The 17,604-nt window shown below is 39.3% G+C and carries 10 protein-coding genes and 2 pseudogenes; 5 read left to right on the forward strand and 7 right to left on the reverse strand.

From position 1 onward, the window contains the following. Nucleotides 1-397: 397 nt before the first annotated feature. The 3 genes from ACGTJS_RS11540 to gloB all read right to left on the reverse strand — a co-directional run bounded on the left by ACGTJS_RS11540 (nt 398) and on the right by gloB (nt 2,930). Entirely contained in the window at nt 398-1,450 is a 1,053-nt protein-coding gene (locus ACGTJS_RS11540; RefSeq protein WP_410472174.1) for a microcin C ABC transporter permease YejB, read from the reverse strand. 9 nt (nt 1,451-1,459) lie between these two features. Beyond that, on the reverse strand, nt 1,460-2,044 hold the full coding sequence (locus ACGTJS_RS11545) for a Uma2 family endonuclease (RefSeq protein WP_315042970.1): 585 nt from the start codon (nt 2,042-2,044) through the stop codon (nt 1,460-1,462). An 85-nt stretch (nt 2,045-2,129) separates the two neighbouring features. Then, nucleotides 2,130-2,930: a hydroxyacylglutathione hydrolase gene (gloB, locus tag ACGTJS_RS11550; RefSeq protein ID WP_410472175.1), complete on the reverse strand. Its 801-nt coding sequence runs from the start codon at nt 2,928-2,930 to the stop codon at nt 2,130-2,132. A gap of 278 nt (nt 2,931-3,208) precedes the next feature. Between gloB and ACGTJS_RS11555 the strand changes: the two genes are divergently transcribed. Continuing rightward, a complete protein-coding gene (locus ACGTJS_RS11555; RefSeq protein WP_315042967.1) occupies nt 3,209-4,384 on the forward strand; it encodes an acetate kinase in 1,176 nt (391 codons plus the stop codon). Between the two features lie 289 nt (nt 4,385-4,673). Then, nucleotides 4,674-5,876, forward strand: a pseudogene (gene pta, locus ACGTJS_RS11560) (phosphate acetyltransferase); the annotation flags it as partial. Between the two features lie 85 nt (nt 5,877-5,961). Here pta and ACGTJS_RS11565 read toward each other — a convergent pair. Then, nucleotides 5,962-7,059, reverse strand: a complete 1,098-nt coding sequence (locus ACGTJS_RS11565) for an IS4 family transposase (RefSeq protein ID WP_410472176.1) — start codon at nt 7,057-7,059, stop codon at nt 5,962-5,964. A 370-nt stretch (nt 7,060-7,429) separates the two neighbouring features. Then, complete coding sequence (locus tag ACGTJS_RS11570; RefSeq protein ID WP_410472177.1) at nt 7,430-9,730, reverse strand: NADP-dependent malic enzyme; 2,301 nt, start codon at nt 9,728-9,730, stop codon at nt 7,430-7,432. 323 nt (nt 9,731-10,053) lie between these two features. On the opposite strand from ACGTJS_RS11570, the gene ACGTJS_RS11575 reads away from it, so the two are divergent. Continuing rightward, nucleotides 10,054-10,761: a glutathione S-transferase gene (locus ACGTJS_RS11575; protein WP_315043431.1), complete on the forward strand. Its 708-nt coding sequence runs from the start codon at nt 10,054-10,056 to the stop codon at nt 10,759-10,761. A 58-nt stretch (nt 10,762-10,819) separates the two neighbouring features. Here ACGTJS_RS11575 and ACGTJS_RS11580 read toward each other — a convergent pair whose 3' ends face one another. Then, nucleotides 10,820-12,133: a hypothetical protein gene (locus ACGTJS_RS11580; protein WP_410472178.1), complete on the reverse strand. Its 1,314-nt coding sequence runs from the start codon at nt 12,131-12,133 to the stop codon at nt 10,820-10,822. Next, the gene (locus tag ACGTJS_RS11585) at nt 12,126-12,689 is read right to left on the reverse strand and encodes a hypothetical protein (RefSeq protein ID WP_410472179.1); all 564 of its coding nucleotides are present in this window, start codon (nt 12,687-12,689) and stop codon (nt 12,126-12,128) included. The genes ACGTJS_RS11580 and ACGTJS_RS11585 overlap by 8 nt, the downstream gene beginning before the upstream one ends. Before the next feature lie 230 nt (nt 12,690-12,919). On the opposite strand from ACGTJS_RS11585, the gene aceE reads away from it, so the two are divergent. Next, nucleotides 12,920-15,709, forward strand: coding sequence for a pyruvate dehydrogenase (acetyl-transferring), homodimeric type (gene aceE / locus ACGTJS_RS11590; RefSeq protein ID WP_410472180.1), 2,790 nt, complete (start codon nt 12,920-12,922; stop codon nt 15,707-15,709). Between the two features lie 98 nt (nt 15,710-15,807). Further along, nucleotides 15,808-17,505, forward strand: a pseudogene (locus ACGTJS_RS11595) (dihydrolipoyllysine-residue acetyltransferase). Nucleotides 17,506-17,604 lie beyond the last annotated feature (99 nt).

The following is a 17,604-nucleotide window of genomic DNA, read 5'->3' on the forward strand; positions in this document are numbered from 1 at the left end:
TTCGCCTGTCACATTTGGGGATTGAGTTGTCTGTACCACTATCTTCACCTTTTTTATCTGTTTTAGATAGATTGTTTGATTAAAAAATCATTACATAATAAGGTTAGCAGAACAGATAAGTTGTTGATTTGTTTATCAATATAAAAACTATCAATAAATAAAAAGAAACTTACTTAATTGTCATTGCTAACCGATAAGTCAAACATTAATAACATAAATTATTAATAACAAGGGTGATATTATTTTGATAACTGAATAAATCACCCAATAACAAAAAACGGTAATTTTTTGTTATTGACTAAGTAGTGCCATTATCATCGTGCTTTTTTGCTTGAAAGTCAAGAAAAAAATAACTAGACTACAGATAACTTTTTTTTATTAATAATTTTTAAAAATTTTAACGACTTTCAAAATCAATTCTTGGGTCAATCAAATGATAGCTAATATCACTGATTAATTGCAACACCAATCCCACAAGCGTAAACATAAACAACGTGCCAAAAATCACAGGATAATCTCGCTGTTGTGTCGCTTCAAAACCAAGCCTGCCAAGACCGTCAAGATTAAAAATAATCTCAATCAAAAAATTCCCCGCAAAAAATATCCCCACCACCGCAGACGGAATCCCTGCGATGATAATCAGCATGGCGTTACGAAACACATGACCGTACAACACACGATTTTCACTTAAACCCTTGCTACGAGCGGTCAAAACGTATTGTTTGTTTAATTCTTCCAAAAAGCTAAATTTGGTTAAATACGCAAGCCCTGCAAAACCGCCAATTGTACTCGCTGTTAAAGGCAACGCCAAATGCCAAAAATAATCTTTGATTTTGCCAAAAGTAGAAAGTTCATCAAAATTTTCACTTACCAAACCTTGTAGCGGAAAAATCTGCCAATAACCTCCCCCTGCAAACAGCACCAACAGCAAAATCGCCAAAATAAACACAGGCACAGCATAAGTAATCGCAAGAATAAAAGCAGTGGTTTTATCAGCAAAAGAATTGTGATGAATGGCTTTATAAATGCCGAGCGGAATGGCTATTAGATAAATCAGTAAAGTACTCCACAGCCCAAGCGAGATAGACACAGGCATTTTTTCCAAAATTAAATCGGTAACTTTTTTGCCTTTAAAAAACGACTCGCCAAAGTCCAATTTGGCATAATTGGTGAGCATCAGCCAAAAACGCTCTGGAGCGGATTTGTCAAAGCCGTATTGTTTTTTAATCGCTTCCACCATGTCAGGCGACAAGCCACGACTACCTTGATAATTCTGCGTTGGCGTAACTTTGGATTCCATTGCACCTTGTTTTTGCTCTTGTTCAATTTGGGCGATTTTTTGTTCCACAGGCCCACCGGGGGCGGATTGAATAATGGCAAAATTTGTTAATAAAATCAAAAACAAAGTTGGAATAATTAACAAAAGTCGTTTAATAATATATTTATACATACATTTTCTCTATTGAGCAAAAATATCCGCCACACTCACCGAAAACTCTGGAAACAAACTTGACGTAACCGTATCATCTTCCAACAGCGGACGACCTGTTACCAACTTGCCGTCTTGTAGCGTGTATAACAACACCATTTGGCGTAATGGGTCAATTATCCAATATTCCTGCACACCTGCTTCTTGGTAAAGCTGAAATTTAATATCCATTTCTCGCTTGCTATTACCTTTAGATAAAATCTCCACAATCAGCTCTGGCGTACCGTTACACCCTGCGTCATCAAGTTTTGACAAATCACAAATCACGCACAAATCTGGCTGAACCACCGTATCTGATTTGCCTTTACTCGCCACAGGTAGTCGCACATCAAACGGTGCAGTATAGACTTTGCAGGGGTGATTGTTTAAAAAATCATACCATTTTGCTGTCATTTTAACCGCAATATCTTGATGAAAACGGGTCGGAGCAGGTGACATAGCAAGGATTTTGCCTTTTATCAATTCCACTTTTTCTTGAAATTGCCATTTTAAATAGTCGTCATAAGTGTATTCTTTTGTTAGGTCTAATTGGTCAAAACTGGTGATTAATGTCATTGTGTGTTCCTTTTGTTAAAATATAAAAATTGTATTTAATTTAATAACTTAGACGTATGCAATACGCCCCTATATTTTAGTGAAATTAAAAACTATTTTTCAATTCTCTTAATTTAGCAAATACGGTTAATTTATCATAATTTGCCAAATCAATTCTACTTTTAACTTGTTCAATCATTTCATCGCTTGGTTCAATCACCGCTCGTAAAAATGGATTGATTAAACGTTCATCGGCTAAAGTCGTTGGTAAAGTTGGTAAATTATTTGCTCGTAATTGCTCGCACGTTTGGATTTTTTGGCGAATGTTTTCGTTATTTGGTTCAATCACTTGAGCGAATTTTAGATTAGATAATGTATATTCATGAGCAGGGTAAAATAAAGTTTGTTCATTAAGCGTATTAAAACGTGAAAAACTATCAAACAATTGCTCAATCGTACCTGTAAATACTCGCCCACAACCACCGCTAAATAGCGTATCACCACAAAAAACGTGAATTTTTTTATCAACATTTAACAAAAAACTCAAATGGCTGTCAGTATGTCCAAAAGTTTGCCAAACTTTTGCCGAATATTGCCAAGCGGTTAAATTATCATTTTCATCAATTAACGTTAAATTTTTAGCAAGATGATTTAAACCATGATTTTGATGAGCAAAAACTTGCACGTTTGGAAAATGTTTTACCAATTCATCAACACCGCCAATATGGTCGTTGTGGTGGTGCGTTATCCAAACGTTGATTAATTCTAAGTTATTGTTTTTTAAAAAGTTTAATACAGGTTCGCTGTCGCCTGTGTCTATGGCAATGGCTTGTTTTTTGTCGTTATTGATAATTAACCAAATGTAATTATCGCTAAAAGCAGAAATCTGCTGAATGTGGATTGACATAAGTTTCTCTTTGCGTTATTTAAGGTTGTTTTATCAGTCATTTTAGCACATTGCCATGAATTTTGTTAAATTTAACCACTTTATTTTATAACCATTTATTTTGATTTTTTATTTTTATCATATAATTTTTTTATAAATTGTAATGGCTGTTTACCATGATTTGGGTTAAAATAATTTTTGAAAAAAATACGATATTTTGTTGATTTTTTAGTCAAATTTTGGCAAAATCTTTGATGAAATTAATACGGATATATTTCACTCAACAAAGGTACTTTACTATGAAAAACCCAATTTTGGTTTTAAACTGTGGCTCATCATCAATTAAATATGCGTTGCTTGGTGATGATAGCGAAGGGCGTGTGCAAGGACTTGCCGAAAACTTAGGTCTAGATACCGCTCGTATCAAGCACCAAGACATCAATGGCGAAAAAGTGGAAATTTCGCTTGCAGGTGCAACCCATCAATGGGCGTTACAAAAGATTTTAAACTTGTTGTCAGAATACAAACCAAGGGCGGTTGGACATCGTGTGGTGCATGGGGGTCGTCAATTTTCTGAAGCGGTGTTGGTTGATGACAATGTATTAACAGAAGTTAAACGTTTAAAAATTTTAGCTCCACTGCACAACCCTGCCAATGCCTTAGGTATTGAAGCGGTCAAAAATATGTATCCAGATTTGCCAAATGTGGTGGTTTTTGATACCGCATTTCACCAAACTATGCCTGAAAAAGCTTATCGTTATGCCATTCCAAAAGAATTTTACGAAGAGCACCGTATCCGTCGTTATGGTTTTCACGGTGCTAGCCATAATTATGTCAGCAACCGTGCGACAAACCTTGCCAATACAGGCTCACAAGATGGTTGGGTAACAGCTCACTTAGGCAATGGTAGCTCATTAACTGCGGTTTTTGATGGCAAAAGTTTAGATACCACGATGGGCTTGACCCCGCTTGAAGGCGTGCCAATGGGAACTCGTAGCGGTGATGTCGACCCAAGTTTGCACATTCATTTGCACCGTACATTGGGCTATTCTTTAGATGAGATTGATACAATTTTAAATAAAAGAAGTGGTCTATTGGGCATTTCTGGAATTTCTAGCGATATGCGTACCATTGACCAAGCCAGCAGTGAAGGCAATGCAGACGCAAAACTTGCCATTGAGATTTTCTGCTACAAAGTCGCTCGTTACATCGCATCACTCAGCTGTGCATTGCCAACCTTTACAGGCATTGTGTTCACAGGCGGTATCGGTGAAAACAGTTCATCTGTGCGTGAAAAAATCTTGGCAAATTTGCCACACTTTGGCATTGAAATTGATGATAACGAAAACCAACGTTTGGTACGCGGTGCAGAAGGTGCAATTCATACCAAATCTAGCCGTTTGCAAGTTTGGGTCATTCCAACCGATGAAGAATTCCAAATTGCCAAAGAAACCAAACAAGTTTTAGGTCTATAATTTAACCAAAACCGTTTGATTTTGTGCAAACGGTTTTGTCTTTTTTTAAAATCATATTTTTTGTAATAATTGAATTTTTTAAGGAAAAACAATGACAACCATTTTACTTGTACCTGTTAGCCAATCTTCTGATATTGACAAAGTTGCCAATCAAACAGGCAAAATCACATTTTCTCCATTTGACGTTTTTGGACAAGTCCAATTTGAGAACGCCCTTGCCAAAGACAAACTTGATGATTTGCTAGAGTTGATTTTTGCCAAAAACCAAGAAAATACTGATGACATCAAAGTAGTAAAAGGTATCTCAACCACGCACAGCTACGCCGATAAAGTTAATCAAGCATTGGCAAATGCCTTAGATGCAGACGTAATTTTGATTGATGATAACAACAACGAAAGTTTATTTAATATTGCTAAACAAACCTTTGGTAATAGGGTGATTGCCACCATCGCTAGTCATGATGACGTGAGCGGTTTTGTTAAAGCTAACGACCGACCAAAACGCCTATCGCCATCGGCATTTCGTGATACTTTGGTTAAAAAAGCTCAACAAGCCAAAAAACGTATCGTACTACCTGAAGGGGCTGAACCTCGCACCGTACAAGCCGCCGTTATTTGTCAAACTCGTGGCATTGCCGATTGTATCTTGCTTGCCCCAAAAGCTGACGTTCAAAAAGTGGCTGATGAAAAAGGTTTGACGTTACCTACCGATTTACAAATCATTGACCCTGCCACATTACAAGAAAAATATGTTGCTCCAATGGTGGAACGCCGTAAAGGTAAAATTGACGAAGACAAAGCCCGTGAAGAACTACAAGACTCCGTTGTACTAGGCACGATGATGTTGTACATGGGTGATGTGGACGGCTTGGTATCAGGTGCAGTACACACCACAGCGAACACCATTCGCCCAGCATTTCAATTGATTAAAACCGCTCCACAATACTCACTGGTATCGTCTATTTTCTTTATGTTGTTGCCAGAGCAAGTGGTCGTTTATGGAGACTGTGCGGTCAATCCAAACCCAACGGCTGAACAACTTGCCGAAATTGCCATTCAATCCGCCCAATCTGCCAAAGCCTTTGGTATTGAGCCAAAAGTTGCCATGATTAGCTACTCTACAGGCACATCAGGGGCTGGCATGGACGTGGATTTGGTCACAGAGGCAACCCGTTTGGTAAAAGAAAAAGCACCAGAATTGGCGGTTGATGGTCCATTACAGTACGATGCGGCGACCGTTGAGAGTGTGGCAAAATCCAAAGCACCAAACTCGCCTGTCGCAGGTCAAGCCAATGTGTTTATTTTCCCAGATTTAAATACAGGCAACACGACTTATAAAGCGGTACAGCGTAATGCCAATGTGTTGTCGGTAGGCCCAATGCTACAAGGCTTGAATAAGCCTGTGAATGATTTGTCAAGAGGCTGTCTAACTGATGATATCGTTTATACCATTGCTTTGACGGCGGTACAAGCGATTAGCGATGCGATTTAATCATTCAATCAAAATTGTAAAAAAAATCCCTAATGTAAAATTGGGGATTTTTTATGTTTAGCAGCTCTGCACACGACAGAAACTACTAAAACAAAGTTGATTTTATTTTAAAACTGAGAAAATCAACCAACCTATTAAAAAAAGCAAAATCACCACACATAATAAACCGTCTAAATCCATCAATCAGAAAATCTAACCCCAAAGCAAAAACACTTGACTGAGGACGACCATTAGACTTAAGGCAACGTTTATAATGACTAGGCTTATCATCAATGACCGTCAAGCCAGTCAAATAAGCCCAACAAAAGGCTAACGCATTTACCGCAACCAATTTACTCACTCTGTCTTGTTTAGTCAAATGCGTATCCTCAAGATTAAAACCACGCCCCTTTAAACAAGAAAACAGCGTTTCAATCTGCCAACGCATCGCATAAGTTGCCATAGGGTCAATATCATCAAAATCATTGGTAGCCACAATCACATAATCATTATCACTATCAAGCTTTGCCGATACCTTGACAGGACACTTATCAACAAAGAGTGTTCTAGCATGGTGATAAGTATCTTGCTGGTTTAAATTATGAAATAGTGTTTTAATTTGTACGCTTTGTCCTTGTGTATTGGTCACTTTACTGTCTTTTTTAATGCGTATGGCAAATTTAATATTTTGTTTTGTTAGCCAGTCAAACCATGCAGAACCCACAAATTCTCTATCGGCTAATACTTTTTGTATTTTATCTTTACCAAAGGTGTGAATGAATTTTTCAATGAGTTGTGTTCTCTCTAGTGTTTTTGAGTTGCCTTGTTTGTCTAGCATTGTCCAGTATAAGGGTATGGCAATGCCTTTGTGTACAACAGCTAACATGAAGATGTTGATGTTGCTTTTTCCCCATTTCCAGTTGGTACGGTCAATGGTGAGTGTGACTTTGTTTAGTCCAAATAGTTGAAAGATAAGGCGTGCTATTTGGTGTTCATTTAGGGGTGTTTGGGCGAAAAAGCGTTGTATTCTTCGGTAGTTGCTGTCATTTGTTGTGCTGTTGGTAAAGTGTCTGGCTATCTTTTTTAGGTTACTGCTTTGGGCGGTAATGATGGCTATTATCATTAGACTTAAGCAGTTGATTTTTGCCTTGTGTATTGTTAGGTTTTGCGATAAAATTCTTTCTAGTCTGATAAGGTTTGGCATGGTTTTAATTCGTCGGAAAAATTACTATTATGCCATTGTTTTATCAGACTTTTTTGTTTTTTTGTCGTGTGCAGAGGTTTAGCAGATATTTTTTTTAAAAATTATTAAACTATCTGTTTTGAAATATTTGTTATTTTGTTTGGCTTGAGCATTGGTTTGTTTTTACTTTTCTTATAATGATTTTAACAAATAAAAAACCCTACAAAACAAAGTAAGTCTTAGGTTAAAGGATAAAATAAAATCTATTTTTTAGGGACTTATTGCATAAGACAATTACATGCATTATGATCATTTAAATCCAAAATAAAAAAGGCAAAATCATTTGAAATTGCCTTTTTTATCACTTAATCAAGCATTTATCAAGCAAACATTATTTTGCCATTTCTTGTGCTTGCGTTACCGCAACCGCCGTCATATTCACGATACGGCGAGCCGTTGCAGACGCTGTCAAAATGTGAACAGGTTTGTCCGCACCGAGTAAGATTGGGCTAACGGTCGCGCTGTTAGTTGCTGTTTTTAACAGGTTATAAGCAATATTTGCCGAATCAAGGTCTGGCATGATAAGCAGATTTGCAGAGCCTGTTAAGTTGCTAAAGCCAAAGTCATTGTTGCGAATGCGGTCATCAAGTGCTGCATCGCCGTGCATTTCACCATCAAACTCAAAATCCACATTCATGTTGGTCAAAATCTCATGGGCTTTACGCATTTTTTTGGCACTGACAGAATCTGATGAACCAAAATTAGAATGTGATAACAAAGCGACGCGTGGTTCAAGCCCAAAACGGCGAACTTCTTTGGCAGACAATACGGTCATTTCCGCCAGCTGTTCTGCCGTTGGGTCTTCATTCACATAAGTATCTGCGATAAATAGATTGCGGTCTTGCAGTAACAAGGCGTTCATCGCATAAAAACTGCTGACATCAGGACGCACATCAATGATACGGCGAACATAGCTCAAGTGCAGATGATACGAACCAAACGTACCACAAATCATACCGTCAGCGTGTCCAAGCTCTACCAATAGCGAGCCGATTAATGACGTTTTACGGCGAACATCACGGCGAGCCAATTCAATGGTTACGCCATTGCGTTGATTTTCTTTGTAATGATGTTGCCAAAACTCTTCGTAATGTGGGTTTTCTTCTGGGGCAATCAGTTCAAAATGTTCGTTTTTGTTAATGCGAAGTCCCAAACGTTTGATTTGCTCTTCTACCACAGCAGGGCGACCAACCAAAATTGGCTGTGCCAAACCTTCATCAACCACGACTTGTACCGCACGCAGTACGTTTGCATCTTCTGCTTCACAAAAGACAATGCGTTTTGGATTTTCTTGGGCTTTGGCAAAAATTGGTTTCATTAAGAAAGTAGAATTATAAACAAATGCCGATAATTTATCACGATACGCTTTCATATCTTCAACCGGCAACGTCGCCACGCCAGAATCCATCGCAGCCTTGGCAACGGCTGGGGCAATTTCCAAAATCAAATTTGGCTCAAGCGGTCCTGGGATTAAATATTCGCGTCCAAAACGTTTTGATTCGTCAATGTGCTTTTGCCCTGCCAATGGTGTCGCTTCAACGTGAGCCATCGCCGCAATTGCTTTTACACAAGCGATTTTCATTTCTTCATTGATTGTTGTCGCACCCACGTCCAACGCCCCACGGAAAATATATGGGAAACAAAGTGCGTTGTTCACTTGGTTTGGATAATCCGAACGACCTGTCGCAATAATCGCATCTGGGCGAACAGCTTTGGCGTGTTCGGGTAAAATCTCTGGATTTGGGTTTGCCAACGCAAAGATAATTGGATTGGCAGACATTTGTTTAACCATATCTTGGGTTAGCATACCTGCTGCCGACAAGCCTAAGAACATATCCACGCCTGTCATGACTTCTGACAAGACTTTGGCTGATGTGTCTGTGGCGTAGCGTTGTTTTGATTCATCAAGGTTTTCACGGCTGGTTGAGATGATACCTTTTGAGTCAGCGACAATGATGTTTTCTTTTTTTGCACCCAACGCACAAATCAAATCTAGACAAGAAATCGCCGCAGCCCCTGCACCTGAACAGACGATTTTAATTTCGTCAATTTTTTTCTCGGTAATTTGTAGTGCATTTAACAATGCCGCCGCCGTAATAATCGCTGTGCCATGCTGGTCATCGTGGAATACAGGAATATTCATGCGTTTACGCAGTTCACGTTCAATATAAAAACATTCTGGGGCTTTGATGTCTTCAAGGTTAATCCCACCAAAAGTCGGCTCAAGTGAGGCAATGGCTTCAATAAACTTGTCAGGGTCATTTTGGGCAACTTCAAGGTCAAACACATCAATGCCTGCAAATTTTTTGAACAATACGCCTTTACCTTCCATCACAGGTTTTGATGCCAACGCTCCAATATTACCAAGCCCTAGCACGGCTGTACCATTGGTAACAACGCCGACTAAGTTATTGCGAGCGGTATAAAGTGCTGCTTTTTTTGGGTCTTTTTCAATCTCAAGACAAGGCACAGCAACTCCCGGTGAGTAAGCAAGTGCCAAATCACGTTGATTGGCGATGGCTTTTGTTGGTGTTACCGAAATTTTACCGGGAACAGGCGTAGCATGATAGTGCAATGCCGCCTGTTCAAATTGCTGTTGGTCGTTGCTTTTTTGGGGTGTAAGTTTGTCCATTTGTATCACCACTTTTTTGGTTGTTAAAAAAAATAAGTTATCAATTTACGATTTATTGCAAACTTTTAGCAATGGGGTTAATTTGCCAGTTTGTTAAAAGAATGTCAATCTTTATTTTCGCCTTATGCGTGCAAAACTGTGCGTAAAAACTGCACAATAATTACATAGCAAAATCACGCTAAAAACGCTGTCGTCCATGATAACATATTTTTTGGCAAATAAACATGACAAAACATTGGAACAAAATAATAACAGCTTTTTACTTTTCATTTTTGACAAAAACAAGTAATCTAATGGCAATTTTTTTACAAAAGGTTATTTTTATGTCAAAACTACATTTACATCATTTACAAAGTTCTCGCTCTTTTCGTATCATTTGGCTACTAGAAGAATTAAATTTAACTTATCAATTAACCACGTATGAGCGTGTCAATGGTCTTGCTCCTAAAGCCCTGCAACAGGTTCACCCAATGGGAAAAGCCCCCATTTTACAAGATGGTGATAAGACATTGATTGAATCTGCCATCATGATTGAATATTTGATTGATAATTATGATGCCAAAGGTGAGCAAAATCCTGAACTCATCGCCCAAATGGTGCTAAATAAACAATTTCGCCCAGATTATGGCACGCCTGCTTATGAAGATTATCGCTATTGGTTGCATTTTACCGAAAGTTCGCTCATGCCTTTGTTAATTATTCGTCTTTTGTTTGGTAAAATGATTAAAAAATCACCGATTGGTATCAAACAAATTGCCAAATTGCTCAAAAAAGGCGTGGACGAATCGTATGTAAATAAAACCCTTGAAGCAGAACTCAATATGTTAGACAAACATTTGTCAAGCAATGATTGGTTGGCAGGTTCGCAGTTTACAGGGGCGGATATTCAGCTTGAATTTGCGATTAATGCAATGAAAACCACACGCCAACTTGAGCCACGTTTTGCCAATATTCATAATTGGTTAAAACGCTGTCATGCTCGTCCCGCTTACCAAAAAGCCATCGCAAAAGCAGGTGAAAATCGGTTTTGATGATGAAGTTTAAAAAAAGCAATCTTGTTAGGATTGCTTTTCTTGTATTATCATCATTTTATTCAACTTTTGCGTGATAATTGCCCATATCATCTTTTGATACATGGACATTGGCAATAAAGTGAGTTGGGTTATCTTCTGTTGCTTCACCCATTACAGCACTTTTGGTCAAAACAACGCCTTGTTTATTGGTGGCGATTTGGACTGTGGCGGTACGTCCATCAGCTCGGTTATAGTTTGCAAGTTTAATTGTATAAGTACCTTCTTGGAGTTTGGTTTTATCGCAACTTGCAAAATAATGTTCTGGACCAAAACCGTGCGTATTATCCACATCAAGATAGCCTGATTTACCTTGCATATTACGATAGAATACTTGCATATTGGGTTCAAATGTGTGTAAATCTACATCACCAGTACCATTCCATGTTAATGTTGTTGTGAAAAAGCCAGAAGATGCTTGAGCCACAGGTTTTTGTAACGTATTAAAAGAAGTATTTACATAATCGGCTATTTTGACAGAGGTTGTTAAACTTTTATTTAAATAAATTTCCAATAGTCCATGTCCTAAAAAATCTTTTTTCCCATTCAATCCTGCAGGTCTCAGTAAGAATGTCGGAATTACATCAGTAACTGGTGGAACAAAGCCTACCAATCTTAAACCATTAATCACGTAGTCTTTATCAGCCAACACATGATTTCCATTGAGTGTTGGCGATGCAGGAGCAACATGTATGATATGTACGGAAGATGCGTCCATTTTTGTTCTTGCATATTGATAGGCAGAATTGGCAAATAAATTTCCTTGAGAATGGGCAAAAAATAACACTTTATAACCCTCTAATGCCCATGTGTCAATTCTAGATTGATGTTCCTTATAGTCTTCTAATGTTGGTGGATTACCGAATAGCGTTGTAAGTTGTTGAGCCATCCATGCTTTTTGTCTGTCTTTAAAGGCAATAAAAATATCTGTTAGATTTGGTACAGCTTTTTTAATTTTATCTAAAAAAGTACCTTCATCACGTAGAGCTTCAAAAAATAATTCAAATCTACCCTTTAAGGCAATATCTTGCTCAAGTAATCTTTGTTCAAATACTTCTACAAAATCTGAAAAACCGTTTGTTTGATTGTAAAGTAGCTCGTATCTGATAGCTTCACCTTTTGGTGTTGTATTACCATATAAGTATTTCATATGATTTAAATTGATACGAGCTTGACGTGATGTGGTTTGAACGCCATTTAAAAACCCAAATATTATCCCTTGTGATTGGCAAATATTATTTTCTGGTGATATAGTTTCTGCATATACCACAGGTGTAAACAAATAAGTATTGATAAAAAATACTAAACCAAATGTTGCTGTTCTTTTATTCATAACAATCTCCTTTTGGGTCGGTTAGAGCGTGAACTGTGCCATCTAATGCTTTATCATACGCTAGATAGGCAAGTAATCTCTCTTTTGTGTTTGTTGTGAGAGATTCTATTTGATCAAGAATATCAAGATCAAAACTTGGGTTAATGCTATTCATGTAAAAAGCACAGTCTATGCCTTTTCCTATTTCTAAAGAAAGTTTTTTTGCTTCAAGCCGTCTTGTTTCTTCATCAGCTATCATACCGACAGTCAGCGATTTTTGCATGGCTTTTGCCATATTTTCTACTGCTTTTTTTTGTGCAGGGTCTGTATATTTTTTTGCGATATACGCATCAATATCATCACGAATGCCATTATTATTGCTATCTGTGCCTAACAATGTATTGGTTCGGTCAAGATGGTCTTGATTATCCACTTTGTCTTTCTCCTTATCATTGTTTGGTAAGTCCATTGTTGGTGGATTTGGTTTTGTCTGCGGTGGGGATGGATGGTTAGAATTGCTTTGCGTACAGGCTGTGAGCAAACTAATACTAAGCAAAATAATCACAAAACTTCTCATAAAAACTCCTTTATTATATATTTAGATAAATAAAAATAATTTCTTGAATATATCGTGATATTTTACATTTGTCTATAGTATTAGAAAAACTATTGACTATTTATTTAGAAAATGCAAAACAAAACCAATAGAAAATACAAAAATGGTAAACTTCCTAAGTTTACGGTAAAATTAGTAGAAATTTATTTGATAAGAATTTTACTTTTTCACATAACTTAAGGAAATTGCCCATGCAATATTATAATGACCCTGACAACCAAGAAACCCAAGAATGGCTTGATGCCTTTGAATCGGTGATTAAAAATGCCGACAAAGAGCGAGCGACTTTTTTGTTAAAAGCGTTGTATAACAAGGCAGTACAAGAAGGCGTATTATTTAACCGTCTAGATACCGCTTATATCAATACCATTCCTGTGGAAGACCAACCGTCTTACCCAGGTGATTTGACCTTAGAGCGAAAAATCCGTGCGTTAATCCGTTATAACGCCATTGCGATGGTCATGCGTGCCAACAAGTCTGGCGATGATTTGGGTGGACATTTGGCGACTTTTGCGTCCAGTGCTACCTTGTATGAAACAGGGTTTAACCATTTTTGGCGTGCGGCAAGCGAGCATTTTGGTGGCGATATGATTTATTATCAAGGTCATGGCTCACCAGGGATGTATGCTCGCTCGTTTTTGGAAGGGCGTTTAAGCGAAGAGCAGTTAGTAAACTTTCGCCGAGAGGTTGGCGGTAAAGGTCTATCAAGCTATCCGCACCCTTATTTGATGCCTGATTATTGGCAATTCCCAACCGTGTCAATGGGGCTTGGGCCTTTGATGTCAATTTATCAAGCCCATGTGCAAAATTATATGGAAAATCGTGGCTTGTTACCAAAAGAAGGTCGTAAAATTTGGGCGTTTTTGGGCGATGGCGAAACGGACGAGCCTGAGAGCTTGGGGGCGATTTCGTTGGCAGGTCGTGAAAATTTAGAAAACTTAATTTGGGTCATTAACTGTAATTTACAACGCCTTGACGGTCCTGTGCGTGGTAACGGTAAAATTATCCAAGAGCTTGAGTCCGTATTTCGTGGGGCTGGCTGGCGAGTGATTAAAGTCATTTGGGGCGGAAAATGGGATACTTTACTTGACAAAGACCATTCAGGTGCGTTAAAACAACGCATGGGAGAAGTAGTTGATGGCGAATATCAAATTTATAAAGCACGTGATGGCAAATACGTGCGTGAGCATTTCTTTGGCAAATATCCAGAACTTGCGGAACTTGTCAAAGACTGGACGGACGATGAAATTCAACACCTTGACCGTGGCGGTCATGACCCAATCAAAGTCTATGCTGCCTTTAGTGAAGCGATGAAAACCAAAGGTCAGCCAACTGTCATTTTGGTAAAAACAGTCAAAGGTTACGGTTTGTCAGAGCAAGCCCAAGCCGTCAATAAAACCCACCAAATCAAAAAGTTGGATTTACAAGGGCTAAAATATTTCCGTGACCGTTTTGATTTGCCATTTACGGACGCTCAGCTTGAAGAGTTGCCATTTTATCGTCCAGATGAAAACTCTATGGAATACAAATACTTAAAAGGTCGCCGTGAAGCGTTGGGCGGACATTTGCCAAATCGACGTAGCGGTCATATTCCGCTTGAAATTCCTGATTTGAGCGTGTTTGACAAAGTATTAGAAGGCAGTGGCGGTAAAGAGCAATCTACGACCATGGTATTTGTGCGTATTTTGTCTACCTTGTTAAAAAACAAAGCGTTGCAAGAGCGTGTTGTGCCGATTGTGCCTGATGAAGCCCGTACTTTTGGTTTGGAAGGTTTGTTCCGTCAGTTGGGTATTTATTCTGCTGCAGGTCAAAAATATATCCCAGAAGACAATGATGCGTTGATGGGTTATAAAGAAAAAATCGACGGACATATGCTTGAAGAAGGCATTAATGAAGCGGGGGCAATGAGTGCGTGGATTGCGTTGGCAACCAGTTATTCAGTCAATGCGTTGCCGATGATTCCTTTTTATATTTATTATTCGATGTTTGGTTTTCAACGTATTGGCGACTTGGCATGGGCGGCAGGCGATTGTCAAGCACAAGGCTTTTTATTGGGGGCGACCGCAGGGCGTACTACCTTAAATGGCGAAGGCTTGCAACACCAAGACGGTCATCAGTTAATTTTGTTTAACAGCGTGCCAAACTGTGTCAGCTATGACCCTTGCTATGGCTATGAATTGGCGGTTATCGTGCATGACGGCTTAAAACGTATGTACGGCGATGGCGAGCGTGTTTACTATTACATTACCTTGATGAATGAAAATTATAACCAACCTGCCATGCCAAAAGGCGTAGAAACAGGTATCAAAAAAGGTATGTATTTGTTAAAAGACAATGGCTCAAAACAAGTGCAATTGCTCGGTTCTGGCGTGATTTTGCGTGAAGTGGAAAAAGCCGCTACTATTTTGGCAGAAGAATTTAACATCAAAGCCAACGTATGGAGCGTGACCAGTTTTAACGAATTGACCCGTGAAGCGATGGCGTGCGATGAATACAACCGCCTACACCCACTGGACGAACCACAAGTACCTTGGGTAACAGAACAACTTGCCAACCATGAAGGTATTGTCGTGGCTGCCACCGATTATATGCGTAATTATTCAGAACAAATCCGTGCATGGCTACCTGACAACCGCCCTTACACCACGCTGGGTACAGACGGTTTTGGACGCTCGGACAGCCGTGAACAATTGCGTAGTTTCTTTAAAGTCGATGCTGCACATATCGTTGTCGCCACGCTCAAACGCCTTGCCGATGAAGGCGAAGTGGATGTTCGCTTGGTCAAAGATGCGATTAACAGCCTAAACATTGACCCAGACGCAAGCCCTGCATGGTATCCACAGCACCAAATGGACTCATCGCCTGATGCACCTGCACCACAAGCGACCAATCCAAACCCTGTGCCAGAGTTTGTGGAAGAAGATGACGAAACCATCTCAACCGAAGACAAGGCAGACGCACCGATTTTGGATGACAAATAATTTTCACAATATAAAGGTAAGTTGCAATTGTTCAACAGATTGTTAAAAACAGTGATATCAATTGCAACAATCCAAAAAAAATTTAAAAGGATAATCTTATGCAAATTACAGTGCCAGATTTGGGCGTGGACAGTGCCGAAGTCAGCGAAATTATGGTAAAAGTCGGCGACACCATTGCCGTTGATGACATCATTTTTTTATTGGAATCGGACAAAGCGTCTGTTGAAATGCCAAGCCCATACGCAGGCGTGGTAAGCGAAATTTTGGTAAAATTGGGCGACAAAGTTCAGCAAGACGATGCGTTAATGGTCATTGAAACCGCAGACGCAACAACGGACAAAGCAACTGACAGCAAAGCTGGTGAAAGCAAGCCTGCCAAACCAAAAGCTGAACAAACAACAAACCAATCAACAGAACAACCAAGCGAACAACCTAAAAACACCGAAAATACGCCAAAAACCACAGGCGAAAGCCGTTTTGCCTTGCCTGATTTGGGCGTGGATTCGGCACAAGTGAGCGAATGGCTTGTTGCTGTTGGCGATACTGTTAGCGAAAATCAATCCATCGTATTGGTAGAATCGGACAAGGCTTCCGTAGAAGTCCCTGCCCCAATTGGCGGAAAAATTGTGGAATTATTGGTAAATGCGGGCGACACCATCAATAACGGTCAAGACTTTGTTGTCATTAGTGGAGAAGTTGCGGATAACAATGTCAGCGAACCGACAACTGCTCCAGTTGCTCAGCCTAGAGAACCAACGCCAACAAAAGCAACCGAAGCAAAAACCGAAAACAAAACTCAAGAAAATCAACCATCGGTTGCCAATGTAGCAAACACATTAACCGAAAGCCAAGCCAACGCCAAATTAAGCGATGCTTATGCCGGCCCTGCGGTGCGTAAAATTACCCGTCAGCTTGGCGTGGATATTACCCAAGTCAAAGGCTCGGGCACAAATGGTCGTATTGTCAAAGAAGATGTGTTTGCCTATGTGAAAAACCGTTTGCAAAACGCACCAACGCAAACCGCTCAAAACGTTGCCAATACAAGCGTGCGTTCGGGCTTGCCACCATTGCCAGACATGAGCAAAACTGACATTTGGGGCGAAATTGAAACCCAAGACTTAAGCCGTTTGCAAAAAGTGTCTATTCCACAGCTCAACTACAACACCTATTTGCCACAGGTTACGCAGTTTGATTTATCAGACATTACCGATACCGAAAATCTGCGTAATGAACTGAAAGAAGACATGAAAAAACAAGGAGTTAGCTTAACCATTCTTGCTTTTATCATGAAAGCGACCACCTATGCGTTAATGCAATTTCCAAAATTTAACAGCCATTTGTCTGATGACAATAGCCAAATTATCGTGCGTAAAACGGTGAATATGGGCTTTGCGGTGGCGACCGATGACGGTTTGACCGTACCTGTCATTCAAAATGTACAAGACAAAGGCATTAAACAATTGGCGATTGAAATTGGTGAACTTGCTAAAAAAGCCCGTGATAAAAAATTGTCCGCCAAAGAATTGCAAGGTGCATCATTTACCATCTCAAGCCAAGGCAACTTGGGTGGTACATACTTTACGCCATTGGTAAATTGACCACAAGTCGGTATTTTGGGCGTATCAGAATCCACCATGCAACCACGCTGGAATGACAAAACCCAAAGTTTTGAGCCACGTTTGATGTTGCCATTGTCATTGTCGTATGACCACCGAGTGATTAATGGGGCAGACGCAGCCGTATTTACCCGCTATATTGCAAAACTACTACAAGACCCACGCAAAATTTTGTTGTAAAGGCGAGCCTTGTAAAATTGCAATAATAAGTCATCAAAAACCCCCATTTATCCAAATGGGGGTTTTGTTATGATGTATCATATTTATCGTAAATACATA

It is taken from the genome of Faucicola mancuniensis (genome assembly GCF_046523945.1).
GTDB classification, from domain to species: Bacteria; Pseudomonadota; Gammaproteobacteria; order Pseudomonadales; family Moraxellaceae; genus Faucicola; species Faucicola mancuniensis.